At 42.6% G+C, this 19926-nt stretch carries 20 protein-coding genes; 14 read left to right on the top strand and 6 right to left on the bottom strand.

Going from position 1 to position 19926, the window contains the following annotated elements:
* Positions 1-80: 80 nt before the first annotated feature.
* From DUL71_RS15485 to DUL71_RS15495, 3 genes are all read right to left on the bottom strand, one after another.
* On the bottom strand, positions 81-917 hold the full coding sequence (locus DUL71_RS15485; protein ID WP_114938946.1) for a MotA/TolQ/ExbB proton channel family protein: 837 nt from the start codon (positions 915-917) through the stop codon (positions 81-83).
* A 428-nt stretch (positions 918-1345) separates the two neighbouring features.
* Positions 1346-1681, bottom strand: a complete 336-nt coding sequence (locus tag DUL71_RS15490; protein WP_114938947.1) for a translation initiation factor — start codon at positions 1679-1681, stop codon at positions 1346-1348.
* Positions 1682-1685: 4 nt separating this feature from the next.
* Positions 1686-2573, bottom strand: a complete 888-nt coding sequence (locus DUL71_RS15495; RefSeq protein WP_114938948.1) for a diacylglycerol/lipid kinase family protein — start codon at positions 2571-2573, stop codon at positions 1686-1688.
* Between the two features lie 216 nt (positions 2574-2789).
* On the opposite strand from DUL71_RS15495, the gene metK reads away from it, so the two are divergent.
* Positions 2790-4040 (top strand): methionine adenosyltransferase, encoded by a 1251-nt coding sequence (gene metK / locus DUL71_RS15500; RefSeq protein ID WP_114938949.1) that lies wholly within the window; start codon positions 2790-2792, stop codon positions 4038-4040.
* 161 nt (positions 4041-4201) lie between these two features.
* The gene (locus tag DUL71_RS15505) at positions 4202-4705 is read left to right on the top strand and encodes a hypothetical protein (protein WP_114938950.1); all 504 of its coding nucleotides are present in this window, start codon (positions 4202-4204) and stop codon (positions 4703-4705) included.
* Positions 4706-5213: 508 nt separating this feature from the next.
* Here DUL71_RS15505 and DUL71_RS15510 read toward each other — a convergent pair.
* Positions 5214-5978 (bottom strand): hypothetical protein, encoded by a 765-nt coding sequence (locus DUL71_RS15510; protein ID WP_114938951.1) that lies wholly within the window; start codon positions 5976-5978, stop codon positions 5214-5216.
* 429 nt (positions 5979-6407) lie between these two features.
* Here DUL71_RS15510 and DUL71_RS15515 point away from each other — a divergent pair, with 429 nt between their 5' ends.
* From DUL71_RS15515 to DUL71_RS15530, 4 genes are all read left to right on the top strand, one after another.
* Positions 6408-6800 (top strand): hypothetical protein, encoded by a 393-nt coding sequence (locus DUL71_RS15515; protein WP_114938952.1) that lies wholly within the window; start codon positions 6408-6410, stop codon positions 6798-6800.
* A 205-nt stretch (positions 6801-7005) separates the two neighbouring features.
* Entirely contained in the window at positions 7006-7482 is a 477-nt protein-coding gene (locus DUL71_RS15520; RefSeq protein WP_114938953.1) for a DoxX family protein, read from the top strand.
* Positions 7483-7555: 73 nt separating this feature from the next.
* A complete protein-coding gene (locus DUL71_RS15525; RefSeq protein WP_114938954.1) occupies positions 7556-8302 on the top strand; it encodes a sulfite exporter TauE/SafE family protein in 747 nt (248 codons plus the stop codon).
* A gap of 67 nt (positions 8303-8369) precedes the next feature.
* Positions 8370-9161 (top strand): DUF5995 family protein, encoded by a 792-nt coding sequence (locus tag DUL71_RS15530; RefSeq protein ID WP_114938955.1) that lies wholly within the window; start codon positions 8370-8372, stop codon positions 9159-9161.
* Between the two features lie 14 nt (positions 9162-9175).
* On the opposite strand, the gene DUL71_RS15535 is transcribed toward DUL71_RS15530, so the two are convergent.
* Positions 9176-9493 (bottom strand): hypothetical protein, encoded by a 318-nt coding sequence (locus tag DUL71_RS15535; RefSeq protein ID WP_114938956.1) that lies wholly within the window; start codon positions 9491-9493, stop codon positions 9176-9178.
* A gap of 269 nt (positions 9494-9762) precedes the next feature.
* Here DUL71_RS15535 and mnmL point away from each other — a divergent pair, with 269 nt between their 5' ends.
* The 6 genes from mnmL to DUL71_RS15565 all read left to right on the top strand — a co-directional run bounded on the left by mnmL (position 9763) and on the right by DUL71_RS15565 (position 16733).
* Positions 9763-10710, top strand: a complete 948-nt coding sequence (gene mnmL / locus DUL71_RS15540) for a tRNA modification radical SAM protein MnmL/YtqA (RefSeq protein WP_244228292.1) — start codon at positions 9763-9765, stop codon at positions 10708-10710.
* Positions 10711-11081: 371 nt separating this feature from the next.
* Complete coding sequence (locus DUL71_RS15545) at positions 11082-12299, top strand: acyltransferase family protein (protein ID WP_154402408.1); 1218 nt, start codon at positions 11082-11084, stop codon at positions 12297-12299.
* Between the two features lie 31 nt (positions 12300-12330).
* Complete coding sequence (locus DUL71_RS15550; protein WP_154402409.1) at positions 12331-13173, top strand: hypothetical protein; 843 nt, start codon at positions 12331-12333, stop codon at positions 13171-13173.
* 5 nt (positions 13174-13178) lie between these two features.
* The gene (locus DUL71_RS15555; protein WP_161964446.1) at positions 13179-14519 is read left to right on the top strand and encodes an acetylxylan esterase; all 1341 of its coding nucleotides are present in this window, start codon (positions 13179-13181) and stop codon (positions 14517-14519) included.
* 15 nt (positions 14520-14534) lie between these two features.
* Positions 14535-15869: an acetylxylan esterase gene (locus tag DUL71_RS15560; protein ID WP_114938960.1), complete on the top strand. Its 1335-nt coding sequence runs from the start codon at positions 14535-14537 to the stop codon at positions 15867-15869.
* 12 nt (positions 15870-15881) lie between these two features.
* A complete protein-coding gene (locus DUL71_RS15565; protein ID WP_114938961.1) occupies positions 15882-16733 on the top strand; it encodes a hypothetical protein in 852 nt (283 codons plus the stop codon).
* A 613-nt stretch (positions 16734-17346) separates the two neighbouring features.
* Here DUL71_RS15565 and DUL71_RS15570 read toward each other — a convergent pair.
* Positions 17347-17907 carry a 5' nucleotidase, NT5C type gene (locus DUL71_RS15570; protein WP_114938962.1) on the bottom strand — a complete coding sequence of 187 codons (561 nt, stop codon included), beginning with the start codon at positions 17905-17907 and terminating at the stop codon, positions 17347-17349.
* Positions 17908-17973: 66 nt separating this feature from the next.
* On the opposite strand from DUL71_RS15570, the gene DUL71_RS15575 reads away from it, so the two are divergent.
* Positions 17974-18723: a DeoR/GlpR family DNA-binding transcription regulator gene (locus tag DUL71_RS15575; RefSeq protein ID WP_114938963.1), complete on the top strand. Its 750-nt coding sequence runs from the start codon at positions 17974-17976 to the stop codon at positions 18721-18723.
* A gap of 11 nt (positions 18724-18734) precedes the next feature.
* Positions 18735-19913, top strand: coding sequence for an MFS transporter (locus DUL71_RS15580; RefSeq protein ID WP_114938964.1), 1179 nt, complete (start codon positions 18735-18737; stop codon positions 19911-19913).
* The last annotated feature ends 13 nt before the right edge of the window (positions 19914-19926 follow it).

A 19926-nucleotide genomic window follows, 5' to 3' on the forward strand; every position in this document is an offset into this window, starting at 1 on the left:
TCTTAAAAATATATAGTGTTTCAGTATTAACTATTTTGCCCCTAACTTATTGTGCATGAGGCATAAGCACTACTATATTTTTATTTGTTTTTGTGCGAAGCTGCAAATGTTTGAACGATGCTGAAACCAGTTTCGTCGATAGCGTAAGTCAATTTATCAATTTTTGATGTAAACACGTTGTACATGATAATTGAGATAGCTGAAGTACTGATACCGAATGCAGTGTTGATCAAAGCTTCAGAGATGTGTGAAGAAAGTTCAACCTGGTTAGGTACACCTGCTGTTGCTAATGAAGAGAACGCACCGATCATACCCACAACCGTACCTAATAGACCGGTTAATGTACCGATAGATACTAATGTAGCGATGATAGTTAAGTTTTGCTCAAGCATTGGCATTTCCAAAGCTGTAGCTTCTTCGATATCTTTTTGGATAGCTAAAGTTTTTTGATCTACGTCAAGACCTGTTTCAGCTTCCATTTCACCATATTTTTTCAATGCTGATTTGATAACGTTTGCAACAGAACCTTTTTGTTTGTCGCACTCTGCAGAAGCACCTGCAATGTTACCAGCATTTAAAAGAGCTTGAATTTTCCTTACAAAGCCGTCAACACTACCAGTACCAGAAGCTTTACCGATAACTACGAAGCGCTCGATTGAGAAAACGATAACCATTAATAAAAATGACATGATCAAAGGTACAATTACACCACCTTTGTGGATTGTGCCGAAGATATCAGAAGGGTATCCGTTAACTACGTCGCCGCCTTTGAAGTGGCTTGGATCACCAAGGATGAAAACGAATATTAAAATAGCTACTGCCAGACAGATTGGAATAGTTAAAGAAGCAAACATGCCCGATGCACTTGAGCTTTCTTTCTTAACAGGAGTAGTTGGTTTTGTTGGTGCGTTTGCCATTACTTTTGAATTTTTAGTTTTTGTTTTTGTTTATTTTATAAGTTAGTTAAAATGCGCTGTTTGTTGGGAATAACAAAAATAGAATTTTATTGAATTAAAAAAACCATTTATGTTATTCTTTACAATTTTTTAATACAGAATATCATTCTGTGTATTGTTGGTGTTTATAAACGCAACAATACAAATTTATTGTGTGTTACCAACACAATTATTTGCAATGAAAACCATTTTTTTTAAAAATAGCAAGTGATAACATATAAAATTTGTGTTACCAAGCTAAAATCGGGCACTTTTTTTCAAAGTTGCTAAAACATAGCTGCTATATTTAACTACGATGCAAGCTTTGTAACACATAGTTTTGCCTTTTGTTTAAAACTGCGCCTTTCAAATAATTCTGTTAAACTACGGTTTATAATGTTTATTTAATGTTATCCGCCTGCTTTTTTAGCTTTATAGCCGTCGGTTTGGAGTAAAGTTAACACTTTGTCCCTAAAATCACCCTGAATCAGGATCTCACCATCCTTAACTGAACCGCCAACTCCGCATTTAGATTTCAGCTTTTTCCCAACCGCCTCCAGGTCGGCATCGGTACCTATAAAGCCGCTGATACGTGTAACCAGTTTACTACCGCCTTTACGATCAAGGTATATTTTAAGATTTTGTTGCTGTGGTGGTAATGTTTCGGCATCCCCTCCCCCATTTTCCTGGTATTGAAAATCAGGGTCGGTTGAGTAAACTACGCCTGTAAAATTTTTCTTAGCCATACTATTAATTTTTAAATGTGGGGCCTACTATTACTTTTAACGACTCTGGCAGGATATTAATATCTATACCCGTACCTGCCATCTGCGGTTCGCCGTCCAGGTGGATGGGGCCGGTATGTTCTCTTTTTATCAGGATCTGTTTTCCGCGGATGATCTTCACATATTTTGAACTTTCGGTTGCTTTAACCAGCATGCGCAAACTCATTTCCGGGAATCTCCATAACGGGAATGGTTTGATCACACAAACATCCAGCAAACCATCCTGCAAACTTGCCTTAGGCGAGATATGAACATTGTTGCCATATTGCGATGAGTTAGCTATACTAAGCATAAAAGCCTTGTAATCATAATTCTTACCGTCGATATCCAGATGATAGTTTTGCGGCTGATAGCCAATCACCTCTTTTATAGATGATTTAATGTAACTGATAAATCCACGCTTTTTACCATGCGAAAAGATCTCGCTGATATGGGCATCAAAACCCATACCCGCCATATTAAAAAAAGCTTGCCCATTAATTCTGGCCGAATCAATAACTTCTACTCGGCCAGTCGCCAGGTTTTTAATAGCTTCCTTGGTATCCATCGGAATGCCCAAAAACCTTGCAAGCCCGTTACCTGAGCCAAAAGGCACTATACCAAGCGAGGTATCGGTACCCACAATGGCCGATGCCACCTCATTAACTGTACCATCGCCGCCAACTGCCACCACGGTATCAAACTTACCAACTGCTTCTGACGCGATAACCCTTGCATGCGCCACGCCGTCGCTAAAAGCTATAACCGGCTCCATTACAGCTGCATCAACAGTATCCTTGATCAGTTCGGGCACCCCGTCCTTCTTCTTCCCGCCCGAAATTGGGTTTATTATAAATAACGCTTTCCGTTTCAACTATATATATTATTTCAATCGCCAAAAGTAAATGTATTTTCGGCTTTGTGAAATTTGTTTTATTTTTACCGCCCGAATGTGGACTGATTTAATGCTCCTTTTACGATGGGGCCGGATTGCAACCACGTAAAAAAGTGCTAAAACCATGCTTCTTTTTACCGCTCGATCCGTCTTAAAGCCCTCCCACTCGATTTTAATTTTACTTATTTAAATTTTATGTCATATTTATTTACTTCAGAGTCCGTATCAGAAGGTCACCCGGATAAAGTAGCTGATCAGATCTCGGACGCGCTGATTGATCATTTTTTAGCATTTGATGCCGAATCGAAAGTTGCCTGCGAAACGCTGGTAACCACAGGCCAGGTTATTTTAGCCGGCGAAGTAAAATCAAAAGCCTATCTGGATGTACAGAAGATTGCCCGCGAGGTGATCAACAAGATCGGGTACACCAAAGGCGAATATATGTTTGACGGCAGTTCATGCGGTGTGCTTTCGGCCATCCACGAACAATCGCCCGATATTAACCAGGGTGTTGACCGCACCGCTAAAGAAGAGCAGGGTGCCGGCGACCAGGGTATGATGTTTGGTTATGCAACAGTTGAAACCGACAACTACATGCCGCTTGCCCTTGATATCGCTCACGCCTTATTAATTGAGCTTGCAGCTATCCGCCGCGAAAACAACGAGATCAAATATCTTCGTCCGGACGCAAAATCACAAGTTACTTTAGAGTACAGCGATGACAACAAACCGCAACGTATCGACGCCATCGTTATCTCAACCCAACATGACGATTTTGAAGAAGAGCAAGCTATGCTGGCTAAGATCAAAGCTGATATCATCAGCATCCTGATCCCGCGTGTTAAGGCTAAATACCCTAAATATGCCCACTTCTTTAACGACGAAATTAAATACCACATTAACCCAACAGGTAAATTTGTGATCGGCGGTCCGCATGGCGATACCGGCTTAACCGGTCGTAAAATTATTGTGGATACTTACGGTGGTAAAGGCGCTCACGGTGGTGGTGCTTTTTCTGGTAAAGATCCATCAAAGGTTGACCGCTCGGCTGCTTATGCTACCCGCCACATTGCTAAAAACCTGGTTGCTGCCGGTTTATGCGATGAGGTACTGGTACAGGTGTCATACGCTATAGGCGTTGCACAGCCAATGGGTATCTACGTAAACACTTACGGTACTGCTAAAGTTGACCTGCACGACGGCGAGATCGCTAAAAAAGTGGAAGGCATTTTTAACATGACCCCTTACGCTATTGAAACCCGCTTTAAACTGCGTAACCCAATTTACAGCGAAACCGCGGCTTACGGCCACTTCGGCAGACCAAACGAAGTTGTTACCAAAACTTTTGTTGGCCACGACGGCAGCAAACTGGAGCGCGAAGTTGAACTGTTTACCTGGGAAAAACTTGATTACGTTGACCAGGTTAAAGCAGCTTTCGGTTTGTAATTAATTACACCTATATAATATAAGGCAATAGCGACGGGTAATCCTGTCGCTATTGTTGTTTAGGGGGGGATATATAAACAAGGATTTTAGGTAAAGGCTCCTTTCGTATTAAATTATAAATACATACATTTATCACCCTAATCCCCCGAACCCTAATTTAAATGCCCAACAACACCTGGAACGCCGTAACCGCTATCCTTTATTTTGCTGTATCTGTTATAATTACTGCCTGGTTTATTGAGCAAAAGTTTGGCTACGTGGCCACGCCCGGGGCTATATTATTATCCAACATTGTAGCCGCGAGTAAATGGGTGGTTATCACTATAGCCGCCCTCGTGATGCTTGAAGAAAATAAATGGATTTTTATCAGGCGTACGGCATTTGCCGCGCTGGCGGGCAGTTGCGCCATGTACTCCACCTACGCGTTCAGGTTTTTCCCCATTAGCAGCTGGCAGCAATTTACCTTTGCCATGGCCTTAGCCATGCTGGTGATGGTATTATTCTTTTTAAAGGCCGTTACCGATACCAGGCTGCCGCTTAAATGGTTTGCGGTATGGATGGCATGCCTGCTGATCAGTGTTATTATGCAAACCAGGGTGGTATTTAGCTTACACCCGGATCTTGTAACAAATGGGGTGTCCCAATTTTTTGATTTTTTAACGTAAGTATATTTGCTACAAAGTACCGCCTTGGATGCCAAAAGAATAGAATAATAGCAATAATATATTTTATTTGCCACCTAACAACAAAGGCTAACCGTTTCCGATTAGCCTTTTACATAATTACTACGCTTAACCTATTACATTTAACATTCATTTTCATCTGTACTGTGCGCTATAAAAAACCCGCATATCGCACTTGCAGTAAGTGCTATCAATAACGTAATCATATTGTTTAATTTTTAGGTGAATAATTAATTAATACTATAACAAGAACGGAAAAAATTCCTTAAAGTTTTACTAAAACCTTGCTTTATAGTACTGTAGACGCATTTTTATGATTATCATTACCCAATGGTTAAAAATTTAGGATTTTATTATTATATCCTATAAACAGCCGATAAAGTTAAAATGGTTTTTAACTCACATCTGCCTGAGAAACGGCATTATGTGGCCTTATGGATGGTTTTTATAAAAAAGAGAGAAGATAAATCGACTAAAAATACCTAAACGGCTACAAAGTATTCAAAGCTTTATACAAATCTTTGGCGTTCGCTACGGTATTATGCATATTATCCAGCTTCATTACCTTTTGTAAAAAATCCTGGATTTTGGCTTTGTTAACTTTTAAAACGCTGCCGTGCATATTTTGCAGCACAACTACGGTATTAAATATCCCATTGGCGTTGTTCATATTTTGTGATGCGTAGTCCACCAGTTGGGGTACAATGCTTGCGGTTTTATACCAGTTTACCATAATATCGTTGGCGCTGTTAGTACGGGTGGAGGCGTTTTCAGAAAACAGACCGGCCACCAGTTTACCCTGCGTACTATCTAAAGCGGTTTGATATTTTTTGGTATTTGCCGGATCGGAAGTAATTGCCGTTTTTAAAAGCTCCGGGGCATCGTTCGGTAATACTTCGGTAATAACTTTGGCTGCGTAAACCCGTTTCTGCGGATCGGGATTGTTCACCATAATATCCAGCAGTGGGGTAACAAACTTATAGGTTTCCAGGCGCTGGTTTTGGATAGATAGCTGCATCTGCTGCTGGTACTGCTGATTAGCCACGGCATCATGATCGCGCGATTGCTCCATGTCCTGCTTTTTGATGGCCTGCGAAAACCAATAGCCCGATGCCGTGATAGCCAGCGGCAAAAAGATGGAAGAAAAAAACTTGAGCCAAAAATCCTTCTTCTTCTCCTCGTCCGAAGTTTCTTTGAGTTTGGCAAGCTCTTTTTTAAGGTCGTCTATGTCTGTTGTTAACTGTTCTGTAGTCATAGGTAAAGGTTGATGTAGAACATTAAGAAATCCGGTTATAAATATAACTCATTAATTAATAAGACAATACATTTTGTTTATTCTGTGCGGGGAAGTTGCGTGTATTGTTCTTTATTGAAAATAATAGTCTGTTAAAAAGCAATTCCCTTCCTTGGGAGGGGTGCGGCAGGATCGCGTGTTGGCGGGGAGGGGTTTATACGCCATTTAAACAAATGGAACGTATTTCGCTGAAACCCCTCCCTGCACCCTCCCAGGGAGGGAATCGCACGGCCCAATCCTCATAAATCCATCTTAAGTGTCAATGTATGAGCTACCGGCTCCTGTTAGCTCCAGCCCTCTCTCATCATCTTGTTACAAAACACTTCTTCAAAACATGCTATCTTTGTGATACCGCTTTAATCAATACAACAACCAATTGTTATCAAAGCAATGACACAAAGCAAAAACATTAAATCACTACGCCAGGCACTAAGCCTAATGATGATGGTGGTTTTCCTGGTGCTTGGTTATTGCCCGGTAAGGAATGTTTTGTGCTCGCTCGCCAGCCACGCATCTCAAAACAAGGAGCAAAAGGCACCGCGCGATATTAAGGCCATTGTTGAGGATGTATGCAACGCCTACAATAGCGGCGATAAAATTATCCCCTACCAGGAGGTTGTATCAAAAACAGCAGTCCCTTTACTGCTGGCGGTTGTTGTAGCGGTAGTATTTTTTGCAGGGATTGTCCTGTTAAAAAAGCTTATTGTTTTATACCCTTACACCCCTGTCTGTAACTTAAGCGCTATTCCGCTTTATTTGGCAAACAGGGCATTGCTCATCTGAATCCACCCTTTTTCAAATGCTTATCGCCCGGCAGTCAATTGCGCCGTAGTTTGATTAATGCATTCCATCTTAGCCCTCGCGGCTATTTGTATTTCACATTTTTTTGATGGTCATTCGGTTGGTGCCGCTATTGTTGCTGCAATCCGCAGCTGCATTAGCGTGTAACGCAGCTGAATGATCGCCGCATATCAGTTATTTAAAAATCATGATCAATCCTATTTTTTCTATAGCCGGCAAAAATTACCGGCAAATGGCTCCCCTGCTTTTGCGGATGACTGTTGGCTTCGGTTTCATGGCACACGGCTGGGCCAAACTGATTAAAGGCCCCGAAGCCTTCGGAAACCTGCTGGCTCAAATCCATGTACCTTTTCCTCATGCTTTGGCGTGGATCTCTACCTTAACAGAACTGATCGGCGGCTTGGCCATGTTTATCGGGTTTGCGGTAAGCATCACCGCCTTGCCGCTTATCGGTATCATGCTTGTAGCCATGTTCGGCATCCAAATTAATTATGGTTACAGTTCGGTAAAAACCATCGGCTTAACTCCCGACGGACCAATTTTCGGTCCGCCGGGATATGAGATCAATTTATTGTACATCGCCGCGCTTATCTCGCTACTGATTTCGGGAGGTGGTATGTTTTCTGTCGATTCCGTTCTGGCTCCAAAGCGAGGCACCAATTAAATCATAAAAAATAATAACCTATTGATCATTATGCCACTAAGGCAAATGATCAATAGGTTTAATAAACATCAATATGTACACTGTTTTTCTTTACATTTTTATCATCAGTTTCATTGCCACCCTGGTACGTTCAACCTTTGGCTTTGGCGAATCGCTGGTAGCTGTACCGCTGCTAAGTATATTTATTCCTCTTGGTGTTGCCGTTCCGCTTTCGGTACTTATTTCTGTTTTGGTTGCATTGGTTGTGGTGATCCAGGATCATAGCAAAATCCAGTTGAACAGCGCAAAATGGCTCATCTTTTTTGCCTTACCCGGTATACCCATTGGTGTACTTATTTTGATATATGGTAACGAGCTTTGGGTAAAAACCGGGCTGGGCACGCTCATCATCCTTTACTCGTTATATGCCATGTTTGGTAAAAACAGCTTTCAACTTCATCATGATAGCAAATTTTGGCTATTTATCTGTGGTTTTTTGTCGGGAGTTTTGGGAGGAGCCTATGGTGTTAACGGGCCACCGCTGGTTGTTTATGGTAACATGCGCAAATGGAGCGCTAAAGATTTCAGGGCCACACTTCAGGGCTATTTTTTGCCGGCAAGCTTAATTGGGGTAATGGGTTATATTTTTAAAGGACTAATCACCACCGAAGTATTAAAATATTTTATGGTATCGCTTCCGGCTGTTTTTCCGGCGATTTTTTTAGGGCGATACCTCAATCATAAACTGGGCAATGCTTCATTTTTCAGATATGTGTATTGGGGTTTGCTGCTCATCGGCGTATTTTTAATTGTGTTTAGCCTGTTCAACATAAAAACCTGATGTACAAGCTATCAACAAAACTGCTACCTTTAAATTGCAATTATTTACCTGGACTTATCTGCCCGCTATGGAACCTACTGCAAAAGCTCAAACTATTGACCAGATCATTGAACAACTGGAAGCCATTATTGCCGATGCCATAAAAACAGACAGCCGGGCCGGTTTTTTCGCCGCGCTGTACCATAAGGTTACCTGCAAGGTAAGGGAAGGCATCCAAAACGGCGAATTTGAAAACCCGGCGCGTATGGAGCAGTTAGATGTGATCTTCGCTAACAGGTATATTGCCGCCTATCATTCCTGGCAGCAGAAACAGCCTTATTCCAATTGCTGGCAGCTGGCGTTCGGCATTTTTGATAAATCATCAAAATTGGTATTGCAGCACCTGCTTATAGGCATGAACGCGCATATCAATCTTGATTTGGGTGTTGCCGTTGTAGAGGTAGCCCGCAAACTTAACCAGCCGTTAACCGAGGTTCATAAGGATTTTAATTCCATCAACACCATACTTTCGGCCCTTACTTACGAGGTGATCAGCGAACTGAACCAGATTTCGCCCTTGTTATCGCTAGCCGGTCTGCATGCGCAAAATAACTCCATCCTCATTCAGTTTGCCCTCAGCAACGCCCGCGACGGCGCCTGGTGCTTTGCCGAAGACCTGTTTACCCGTACCGGAGATGATTACCCCAAGCAGATAGCCAGCAGGGATAACGACATTAATAAACTAGGCCTGGGTATTGTTAACCCAGTGGGCATGTTACGCTTTACAGTATGGATCATCCATCTGTTTGAAAAACGCGATCCATCCAAAATAACCGAGATCCTTACTACATATAAAAAGACTTATTTGAAGGTGAATTAAAGACCCAACTATAATCAAAAAGTTCGTTTGAGGTTATAGGCCACCAGGTATTGTTGCGTATCTTTAATAGCAACAGATTTACCTGCAGGCAATTCCATACCATTAAATTTAACAAGTTTGCCCTGTACAAGGGAAAGGATTACGGGAATGGTTTCCGCGGCCACAGGCACCGACATGATTGGATAGTACGTTTTTTCCAGCTTTAGTTTATCCTTTTCGGTAACAAGGTTTACTTGCCAAAAGTCCTCTTTGCCAAACCCATATTCGCTGGCACAATTGTCAAGGTCATATACAAACTCACGGGCCTGCATTTCTGATGATTTAGCGGCCATCTATTTAATATTTAAATTGGGGTGAATAATTTGTGGAGTGGTGGGAACGGATTTTCTGGTATGGGGATTATCTCCCGGCTTTTTTAGGCTCATAAGCTTTTAATTAAAGAACGTGTTTTTTCAAAGCTAATCATTTATAAACTGGTAAACGATTATATTAATGGTGAGGGTTTTGGATGTAAATTCTACCTCATCAAAATTCACTATCTTTGCCCCTTTAACCGATGATAATCACGATACAATCTTGAAATCATCAAAAAGAAAGCAAAGTGGAACAGCAAACAATAACAACCTGGGAAAAAGGCTATAACAATTACGGGCCATGGCTTAAGGAAAAATACAAAGGCCATCGTGTGTTTAAAGTAATTGTTGATGGTGGTTTTACCTGCCCTAACCGCGATGGTTCAAAAGGCTACGGTGGTTGTACCTATTGTAATGTTGATTCGTTTACGCCATCGGTTAGTCGTAATGCCCCTACTGTGCGCCAGCAGGTTGAGGAAGGTATGGAGCGTGCCCGTAAAGGCAACAAGGCCGATAAGTTTATTATTTACTTTCAGCCCAATACCAACACCTACGCCCCGGCGCATTACCTTAAAATGCTTTATGACGAAGCCCTGAGCTACGGCACCGAGGATATTGTAGGTCTTTCGGTAGGAACCCGTCCCGATTGTATCGACGCTGAAAAGATTGCCCTGCTGGAAAGCTATACCGACCGTTTTGATGTTGATTTGGAAATGGGGATGGAAAGTATCTATAACGATACCCTGAACCAGATTAACCGCGGCTGCAGCCATGAAGAACTGGTAAAAGCCCTGAGCCTGGTCGAGAATTCAAAGCTGGATATTTGCGTGCATACCATTTTCGGTTTCCCATGGGAGACCAAAGAAATGATGCTGAAATATGCCGATGAGATCAATCGTTTCAGGCAGATCAAATTTGTAAAATTCCACCACCTGCATATTGTTGAGGGCTCGGTAATGGGCGTGAAATATAAACGCGAACCGTTTCACCTGTTTGGCATAGAAGAATATGCCGATTTCCTGTGCGAGCTGCTCCCGCTTGTTCGCCCGGATATCGTAATCCAACGCCTCTTCGGTCTCAGCGACCGCGAACTGCTCATTGCCCCCAACTGGGGATTAAAAAAATCAGAGATCCAGTATTATATCGATCAAAGGATTTTGAGCAAAGGCGTGGTACAGGGAAGCAAATATATTTGAACCATGATTCATAGGATTTAAGGATTGGCAGGATTTTTTTGCCACCCGTGGCCGTGGCCTCACGGCCATTCGTTCATTAACTATCATCCAATACGATCCGTGAGGACACGGATCGGGGGAAGTAAGAAAAATCCATCAATCCGGCAAATCCCCCCAAATCCCGGTCCTGATTTAACGAATAAGCAAACCACATCCTCCTAACTTCTAATCAAAAAACTGCCACGGCCACTCAAAACTGCTACTGATTTTAAAACTGCTACTAAAAACTGCCACTGCTACTTAATTCAACCCTTACTTATTTAACAATTGGTATCCCTTTTGCAAATATTTACGTATAATTAAATTGATCTAAAAGTTAAAATACGTCTGTTTTGTCACAAAGAGCGCAATCCAATTATATTCCTGCATTAACCGGTGTGCGGGCCATGGCGGCTTACCTGGTTTTTATCTCGCATTTTGCGTATGTATTTGATGAAAAATTTCCCCACTCCGTGCAACGTTTCTTTAACGAGTTTCATATTGGGGTTACCATTTTCTTTGTGCTTTCGGGTTTTTTGATCGCTTTCCGGTATTTTGACAGTTTTAAATTAAGCAAGGAGTGGTTTCTGCAATACCTGAAAAACCGGGTGGCGCGGATCTATCCCATGTACGCCCTGCTCACTATTGGTGCATTCATAGCTTATCATTTCACGCAAAACCAAACGGTAACTGGTGGGCAAAATCCTGTAGTGATGTTTTTCATGAACATCGTTTTTCTGCGTGGCTTTTTTGATCAGTTTAAGTTTACAGGCATAGCGCAGGGATGGTCGCTTACGGTGGAAGAATGCTTTTACTTTTCGGCCCCATTCATTTTCCTGACAGCTACCAAATACAAAAAGTTTTATATCCAGCCCATAGCGGTTACAGGTTTAGGTGTTTCGCTGGTGCTCATTTTTAGTCATTTTAACTGGTTTGGCTTCTTCGGCAACTTTACGTTTATGATGTTGTATACCTTTTTGGGCCGTTGCTTTGAGTTTTTCGCGGGCATTCAGCTGGCGCTAATTGTTCGTAAGCAAAAACTGGATGGCAGCAGTAAAAAGAAGTTTACTTACCTCGGTTTCTTCCTGATCTTTTTCTGTGTTTGGATCATGTCGACATTAACCATTCCACAAGGCTATGAAGCGGGTTTGCATAATCCATGGGGCATTGTCACCAATAATTATTTCCTGGCTATATCTATAACGATATTCTTTTACGGCCTGCTCACCGAAACTACACTGCTTAAAAAGTTTTTAGCGCATCCTTTTATCGAACTGCTGGGCAAAAGCTCATACATATTTTATCTTATCCACCTGGGCTACATGTACAACTTTATACACCATGTTATGAACAACCTTAACGATTACGTTTTTGAGCTGTATGACAAGTGGGGAGTTGATTGGCATTCGCCGTTTGAGTACGATAGTTTAAACCTTTTATACGCGTTCATCGTTTTAAATATCATTTCAATAACGCTGTTCAAATTAATAGAAGAACCGCTTAACCATTACATCCGCAAGTCTGATTTTTTGGTTAAGCATAAGGCCATACGTGAAAAATCGATAGTTTAACAGTGCTACCTAAAACTATGTCTATCTATCAATGAAGAAACAACTACGCTGCATTTTAAGCATCTTACTGCTAACAGGTATGCTGCTGCCACAAAAGCTGTATGCAGGATGGCCTATTGGCAAATACAGGGACCTTGTTATCCCATCCATGTTCCTTTATCACCAAACCGACCGTTTTGACATCGACGGACGACGCATTAAAGGGGATCCGGGAGCCAGCTTTACCTCCTACTCGGCCAACCTTTATGTAGGCTATGGCTTATCGCGCAGGCTTGACCTTATAGCCAGTGTACCATTTGTATATTCACAAAACAGGTTATTTGACGGCAGAACTATCACCAACCGCGGTCTTGGCGATTTGTATATGGGGCTGAGCTATAACCTGGTCAACTTTAATTATGTGCGTTTCCTGAGTTTCCAGGTATCGGGTATAGCGCCGCTTTATAACAGAAAAAATCCGCTGTCAGATTTGGGCTACGGCAATTACGGAGCCGAAGCCAAGCTGATGTACTGCGGCAATTTGCCTAAAAGCATTGCATCAAAAGGCTATTTTAATACAGAGCTTTCTTTCCGCAGATATTTTGATGAGCAGGGGCCAAGCCAGGTAAGCCTGAGCGCTATGGTAGGCTACCCGGTAAGCAGGCATGATCAGTTTGGGTTGGAGCTTTTGTACCTGCGTTCTATCAGCTCAAACAAAGCATTCAATGCCAATATCAACAACGCCCGCGACTATTCTTTTTTTAAGCCGACGCTTAATTACGGTCACCAGTTCAGCCGCAGGTTCTCAACCTTTTTAGGCGGTTATTACACCCCAATTGGCCGTAATACCGGTGTAGGTTACGGAGGTTCATTACAGTTAATATTTAAAATATGATGTTGATGAAAAAGTTTAATATCAGTTTTACCCCCATTATATTTTTTGCAGCAACACTTTTATTGCTATCATCAACCAACGTTTTCGCCCAGGATAAGGATGACAGCGACGGCGAAATGTTCATCGAGGCCAAACCCCGTAACAAGAACGGCATTTTTAAAGGTAATGATGAGATCAGCTACAAGCTTAACATCAAAAGCACTTATAAAGATAAGCAGGAAGGTAAATTCAAATACGTTATCACCACCGACGAAGGCAAGCCTGTATTCAAAGACTCGTCAGATTTTTCTATCGGCGCGGGTTCGTCAAAAAGCCTTAACGTAAAAGTTAATGCCAAAAACCCCGGGTTTTATCATATCGATTTTATGTTTAACCTGTCGGCTTATGATGATACCGTGCGTAAAGTGTTTGGATTAAACCCAGAATCCATTACCTCACAGTTACACAAACCTGCCGATTTTGACAGCTTTTGGCTGCAAACTCGCCAGCAACTGGCCGACGTAAAACCGCAATACAAAGTATTGGAACGCAGGGACCTATCCACCAAATACAAAAAGGTTTACCTGGTTGAGATGAAGTCGTACGATAACCTACTGATCCGTGGTTGGTTGGTGATCCCTACCGATGGTCGCAAGTTTCCGGTACATTACCGTGTACCCGGCTATGTGGTTGAGCTGAAGCCAAACATGGACAATGATGATTATATCGCTTTTGATATCAACGTGCGTGGTAATGGCAACAGTAAGGATGTGGTGCACATTAACACCGATAATTATAATGTTACCAATATTGAAGATAAGAACAAGTACATTTATCGCGGCGTTTACATGGATTGCCTGCGCGGGCTTGATTTCCTTTACTCGCACAGTAACCTTGGCATTGATACCTCAAAAATTTATGTAGAGGGCGGCAGTCAGGGTGGCGCATTGGCAGTGGTGACCGCGGCACTTGATAAAAGGGTTAAAGTATTAACCATGCAGGTGCCTTTATTTGCCGATATCCGGGATAATTACAATATTTCGGCTTCGTATAAAGAACAGGTTGTGCCGTTCAAAATGTTCAGACGGTATAAGGCCTCACGTGCTGAATTTACCTGGGATAAGTTTTTTGAAAACTTTGATTATTATGATCCGCAAAACTTTGCACCAATGGTAAAATGCCCGGTTTTGATGGGGATAGGCTTGCTTGACCAATTTTGTCCGCCGCGTTGCAGCATGTCTTTGTATAACCATTTGGGTACAACCAATAAGGAGTGGGTAAGTGTACCAAACTCAACCCACGAGGTTGACCTGAATTATTTTATGTTTCAAAATCTTTGGATCCGGGAAAAGTTTCGGATTCCATAAATTGTACTTTTTTTAATGAACTGTTTTAACTTCCTGATCACAACTAAATTTAAACCGTACTATCTTGTTTTAGCTGCATGTTTTTTATTATTCAACGGCGCGAGGCCCGTACTGGCCCAGGACAAAGACGATGCTGAAGACGTATCAACCGTACTTAACATCAACGATAAAAACGGCACCTTCGGCTCAACCGCGTCATTCAGTTTCGAGATAAAAAATAACCACGATACCAACCAGGAAGGTACCATCTCATACAATATTACTACCGAAAAAGGGCAGGTTATTAAAACACTGTCGAAACCGGTAAACCTCGCCAAAAAGAGCACTTCCAAATATGACTTTGATGTTCCGGGCTTGAAGGCGGGCTTTTACAAGCTTAACATGATGATCAACGTAAGCGACTATGACGATACCACCCGTCGCGCTTTCGGGATTAAGCCAGACGATATCAGGTCGCAATATGCTAAACCCGCCGATTTCGACCAGTTTTGGCAAACCGCCAAAGATGAATTGGCTAAAGTGAAGCCCAACTACAAGCTCACCGAGCTACCTGACAGGCAAACGGAAAATCGCAAGGTTTATCAAATTGAAATGAAATCGCTTGATGATATTCTCATCCGTGGTTTTATGACGGTGCCTATCACTAAAAATAAAGACAAAAAATTTTCGGTACTGTTGGGTTTGCCGGGCTACCAGGTTAACCTGCAGCCCATAGTTGGTGACGACCCGGACCTGGTGATCATCACCCTGAATACCCGCGGTCAGGGTACCAGCAAGGATGTGGTACATACCGAGCGTGATGCCTTTATCTCCTATCATATTGAGGATAAAAACAAATATGTGATGCGTGGCGTAATTATGGATTGTGTTAGAGCTGTGGATTTCATTTTTGCCCAGCCTAATCTTCGTCATGATCAGATCCTTGCGAGTGGTGGCAGTATGGGTGGCTTTCTGTCATTGGCTGTTTCAGGTCTTGATCACCGCATAGCTTTATGTTCGGCACAAAACCCTATCATGAGCGATGTACATAACCTGGTTGGCGCGGTAACATGGCCCATTAACGATATCAGGAAATACTGCAACAGCAAAGCCGGGGTAAGCTTTGACCAGGTGATCAACAACCTTGATTATTACGATACCAAAAACTTTGCAAGCCGGATAAAATGCCCTACGCTTATTGGTTTAGGCTTACTTGACCCATTCGTACCCCCTGCCAATGGCTATGCCGTTTACAATTCATTGAATGGCGATAAGCACATGATCATATTTAAAAATCTGGGCCACGAAGTGAGCGTTGAGTACAAAGAGTACGAGGGCCGTTGGATGCGTGATACATTTGGTTTATTTTAGCACGTTTAAACCATGGGCCTGAAGTTATATATTTCAAAATATTTTCTGTTTACAGCTATTACGCTTGCTGCTTTTATACCTACTAAAAGTTATGGCGGTGGTTTCCCGGTGCGCCCGGGCAGGATCACACTTACGCCATCAGCAACTTACTTTTTTGCCAATAAAGCCTGGGACGAAAACAGCCATAAAGGCGCCTTTGCCAATAATGGCAAGTTTACATCATGGAGCTATGCGCTATACTCGGAGGTTGGCTTAAGTCGCCGGTTTACCCTATCGGTACTGGCCCCTTATGTTATGAATACTTTCGCTACCGATCTCGGTACCAGTAAAAGTTCCGGCTTTCAGGACCTGGAAGTAGGCATCAGGTATTACCTGGCCAATATTAATTATAAATATTATTTCAGCTTACAGGGTACAGCCATTGTACCAATGTATAGCAATACTGCCTTGGGCTATAACCAAAAAGGAGCCGAACTCAGGCTGGCCTTTGCTGGCAGCGGGCATCTGTTTGGTAAAAACTCATTCTTTATTCTGGAGAATGGCGTACGTGAATATTTTGGCTACGAAAGTGTTTTCCAGGACAGGTACAACGCCACTTACGGCCTAACACTCGATAAAAAATTCCACGAGCAAATTTCATTAAGCGTAGGCGGATTTTACGCCACCAGTATCAACAAGGAATTTAATGTTAACCCGAGCGCCAGCAAAAACTTCGCGTTTAACCAGGTAGCGTTAAGCTACGGGCATTCCTTTGCCAAAAGCCTGTCGATGTTTTTAACAGGGGGCACGTTTATTACCGGCCGTAATACCGGCGCAGGCACCAACTTGTCGGCGTCGCTTATTTACCGGATAGATACTAAATAGCCTTGTAAAAGCTTAAAGCCTAAAGCTTTTAGTTTTTGCTTACTTAAAAATGCAAAACATTCATTGCCTTGGTCTTAACCAACCGTAAAAAAGCTGAAATAGAATTGACTTTAGCCAATTTATGCAGTTGGGTTTAGGCTAAAGCCCTCTTATAGACTACCATTATTCCGTTGGTTAAAACCAACGGCTATGAAGTCCTATCTGTCGGTAAATATAAAAGCGGAACACATAAAGCTTAAAGCACTTAGCTACCATAAGCTACTCAAAATGCAAAACATTCATTGCCTTGGTCTTAACCAACCGTAAAAAGCTGAAATAGGATTGACTTTAGCCAATTTATGCAGTTGGGTTTAGGCTAAAGCTCTCTTATAGACTGCCATTACTCCGTTGGTTAAAACCAACGGCTATGAAGTCCTATCTGCCGGTAAATATAAAAGCGGAACACGTAAAACTTAAAGCACTTAGCTACCATAAGCTACTCAAAATGCAAGGCATTCATTGCCGTTGGTTTTAACCAACGGTAAAAAAAAGCCGAAAATTATTGGCTTTAGCCAAACAATGCTGGCAATTCTATATCAAGCCCTATCAACCTATCGATTCTTCCCTGATTAAATTACACCAAATCAGCAGCGGATTTTTCCAGTTCAAACAAGTTTAATACTTCATCCCAATTGTGAACGCGTACGTGCTGGTGTTCGTGCTTATTGTGATGCGCATTGAACATGATGGCCTTACCGCTGCAATAATCGAGGTTTTTGCTATGGTCATCTATCATGTAGTCGGTATGGATGATGCTTTTATCGCCGCACAGCACAATATTACGCCAGCTGATAAAAGGAAAATGCTCCTGTAGCCATTCCAGCTTCTCGAATAATGATAGTGGAAACTCGGTAGCAGCCGATACAATGTACACCTCATAGTCTTCCATCAGCTTTTTAACCGCCTCAATAGCACCGGGCATCACAGGCAGCGTCCGGAAAAAACCGGGCAGGTTCAGGGAAGCTTTTGTTGCGGCATCCAGTGGAAAAGCCTCCGCGTGTGATAAACCGTCGATAGCTTCAATGGTTGTTGTAATACCATACAACTGCTCATAATATTTGATCAGTTGCGGCTCGACATCGGCCATAACGCCGTCCATGTCGATTGCGATAGTTTTTCTTTCATGCAATTTCATGCAACAAAACAAAACAATATTGCAATATTTTGCAAATTATTTATAACTTTGCATCATATTGCAAGCATGGTAAGAGAAGAAAGACTCCAGATCATATTAGATCACGTATCAAAAGATAACAAGGTTATGCTTACCGAACTGAGCGAGAAGCTCAATGTTTCGGAAGATACCGTACGCCGCGACATCAAAGTACTGGCCGATCAAAAGCTGTTAACAGCCGTAAGGGGCGGCGCCGTAGCCCACTCCCCCATCCCGCACCATTACCGGGCAAGGGAAAAGCACGACGTAGCATCCAAAAAGGTGATCGCTTCTAAAGTGCTCAGCTTTTTAAAAGACGGGCAAGTGGTAATTTTTGACGGCGGTACATCAACACTGGCCGTTGCCGAAAGCCTGCCGGATGATTTAAGGATAACCGTAGTTACCAACAGTTTCCCGGTAGCAAATGCCCTTGAAGACCATCCAACCGTTGAAGTGATATTTGCAGGCGGTCGGCTGTACAAATCATCCTTCACCACCATCGGTCACGAAACCATCAATGCTTTCAGGAACATCAGGGCCGATCTGTGCATTTTTGGGATTTGCAGCGTACACCCTACCATAGGCATTACAACCCGCGATTACGAAGAGGCCGAGATCAAGAAAACGATGATCGAAATATCAAAAGAAACCATCGCCTTATCCACTTTAGAAAAAATAAACAAAGCCGACTCTTACTACATAGGCCCGGTTACAGAACTGGCCACTATCATTACCGATGTATCTCCCGACGATGAACAACTATCGGCATACAGGGAAGCAGGCATCAACATCTTTTAATACCAAACAACGTGAAAAAAAGTTTACTACCGCTTACCTTAGGCGGCCTTGGCATAGGCACTACCGAATTTGTAATGATGGGCATGCTGCCAGACATTGCCAATGATTTTCATACCAGTATCCCGGTTGCGGGGCATCTTATTTCGGCCTATGCATTAGGCGTAGTCATCGGCGCACCGCTACTGGTTGCTTTTACCAGCAGCTATCCTCCCAAAAAAATCCTGACCGTATTAATGATCATTTTTACAGTCTTCAACGCCTGTTCGGCCTTTGCGCCAAATCATTATGTATTGTTATTTTCGAGGTTGTTAGCAGGCTTACCTCACGGGGCGTTTTTTGGAGTAGGCTCGGTAGTAGCTACCCGCCTTGCTGAAAAAGGTAAACAAGCGCAGGCCATATCCATTATGTTTGCCGGCCTTACCATTGCCAACCTGGTTACTGTTCCTTTGGGTACTTATATAGGTCACCATTATTCATGGCGGTATACTTTCGGAATGATTGCTGTTATCGGCCTGCTCACTTTAACATTTATCCAATTATGGCTGCCACAATTAGCACCCAACAATAGTGGCAACATCCGATCTGAGCTTACATTTTTTAAAAAAAAGCAGGCTTGGCTTATCATCGGGCTTACGGCTATTGGCACCGGCGGTCTTTTTGCCTGGATAAGCTATATAGCTCCGCTCATGACCGAAGTATCTAAATTCGCGGCCAGCAGTGTTCCTTATGTATTGGTTTTAGCTGGTCTGGGAATGGTAGTAGGCAATTTTATTGGCGGTAAACTGGCAGATAAAGTTTCGCCTGTAAAAGCCTGTTTAATATTGATGATCACCATGGCTATATCATTAATCGTGATCTTCTTTGTTGCGCAAAATCAGATCCTGTCGCTGGTAATGACATTCATAACCGGAGGCCTTTCAATGGCCATAGGTTCGCCTATACAAACACTGATGATCAACACGGCCAAAGGCGCCGAAATGCTTGGCGCGGCTGCTACACAAGCCGCCTTTAACATCGGCAACGCTTTAGGGGCTTTCCTGGGCGGCCTGCCTATAGCCTGGGGACTTGGCTTTACTTCTCCGGAAATTGTAGGTGTAATTATGGCATCAACCGGTGCATTGTTTGCGTTGACGCTTGCCAGGCAAAAAGTTAAAGTTGCTGAGGAGGATGCGGTATTGGTGGATCAGTAATGTAAGCTGGAAG

It is taken from the genome of Mucilaginibacter endophyticus (genome assembly GCF_003351025.1).
In the GTDB taxonomy this organism is placed as follows: domain Bacteria; phylum Bacteroidota; class Bacteroidia; order Sphingobacteriales; family Sphingobacteriaceae; genus Mucilaginibacter; species Mucilaginibacter endophyticus.

Excerpts from the sequence above, each read along its gene's own strand:
- DUL71_RS15485 (WP_114938946.1), bottom strand. The coding sequence starts at position 917 with ATGGCAAACGCACCAACAAAACCAACTACTCCTGTTAAGAAAGAAAGC.
- DUL71_RS15490 (WP_114938947.1), bottom strand. The coding sequence starts at position 1,681 with ATGGCTAAGAAAAATTTTACAGGCGTAGTTTACTCAACCGACCCTGAT.
- metK (WP_114938949.1), top strand. The coding sequence starts at position 2,790 with ATGTCATATTTATTTACTTCAGAGTCCGTATCAGAAGGTCACCCGGAT.
- DUL71_RS15505 (WP_114938950.1), top strand. The coding sequence starts at position 4,202 with ATGCCCAACAACACCTGGAACGCCGTAACCGCTATCCTTTATTTTGCT.
- DUL71_RS15510 (WP_114938951.1), bottom strand. The coding sequence starts at position 5,978 with ATGACTACAGAACAGTTAACAACAGACATAGACGACCTTAAAAAAGAG.
- DUL71_RS15515 (WP_114938952.1), top strand. The coding sequence starts at position 6,408 with ATGACACAAAGCAAAAACATTAAATCACTACGCCAGGCACTAAGCCTA.
- DUL71_RS15520 (WP_114938953.1), top strand. The coding sequence starts at position 7,006 with ATGATCAATCCTATTTTTTCTATAGCCGGCAAAAATTACCGGCAAATG.
- DUL71_RS15525 (WP_114938954.1), top strand. The coding sequence starts at position 7,556 with ATGTACACTGTTTTTCTTTACATTTTTATCATCAGTTTCATTGCCACC.
- DUL71_RS15530 (WP_114938955.1), top strand. The coding sequence starts at position 8,370 with ATGGAACCTACTGCAAAAGCTCAAACTATTGACCAGATCATTGAACAA.
- DUL71_RS15535 (WP_114938956.1), bottom strand. The coding sequence starts at position 9,493 with ATGGCCGCTAAATCATCAGAAATGCAGGCCCGTGAGTTTGTATATGAC.
- DUL71_RS15550 (WP_154402409.1), top strand. The coding sequence starts at position 12,331 with ATGAAGAAACAACTACGCTGCATTTTAAGCATCTTACTGCTAACAGGT.
- DUL71_RS15555 (WP_161964446.1), top strand. The coding sequence starts at position 13,179 with ATGAAAAAGTTTAATATCAGTTTTACCCCCATTATATTTTTTGCAGCA.
- DUL71_RS15560 (WP_114938960.1), top strand. The coding sequence starts at position 14,535 with ATGAACTGTTTTAACTTCCTGATCACAACTAAATTTAAACCGTACTAT.
- DUL71_RS15565 (WP_114938961.1), top strand. The coding sequence starts at position 15,882 with ATGGGCCTGAAGTTATATATTTCAAAATATTTTCTGTTTACAGCTATT.
- DUL71_RS15570 (WP_114938962.1), bottom strand. The coding sequence starts at position 17,907 with ATGAAATTGCATGAAAGAAAAACTATCGCAATCGACATGGACGGCGTT.
- DUL71_RS15575 (WP_114938963.1), top strand. The coding sequence starts at position 17,974 with ATGGTAAGAGAAGAAAGACTCCAGATCATATTAGATCACGTATCAAAA.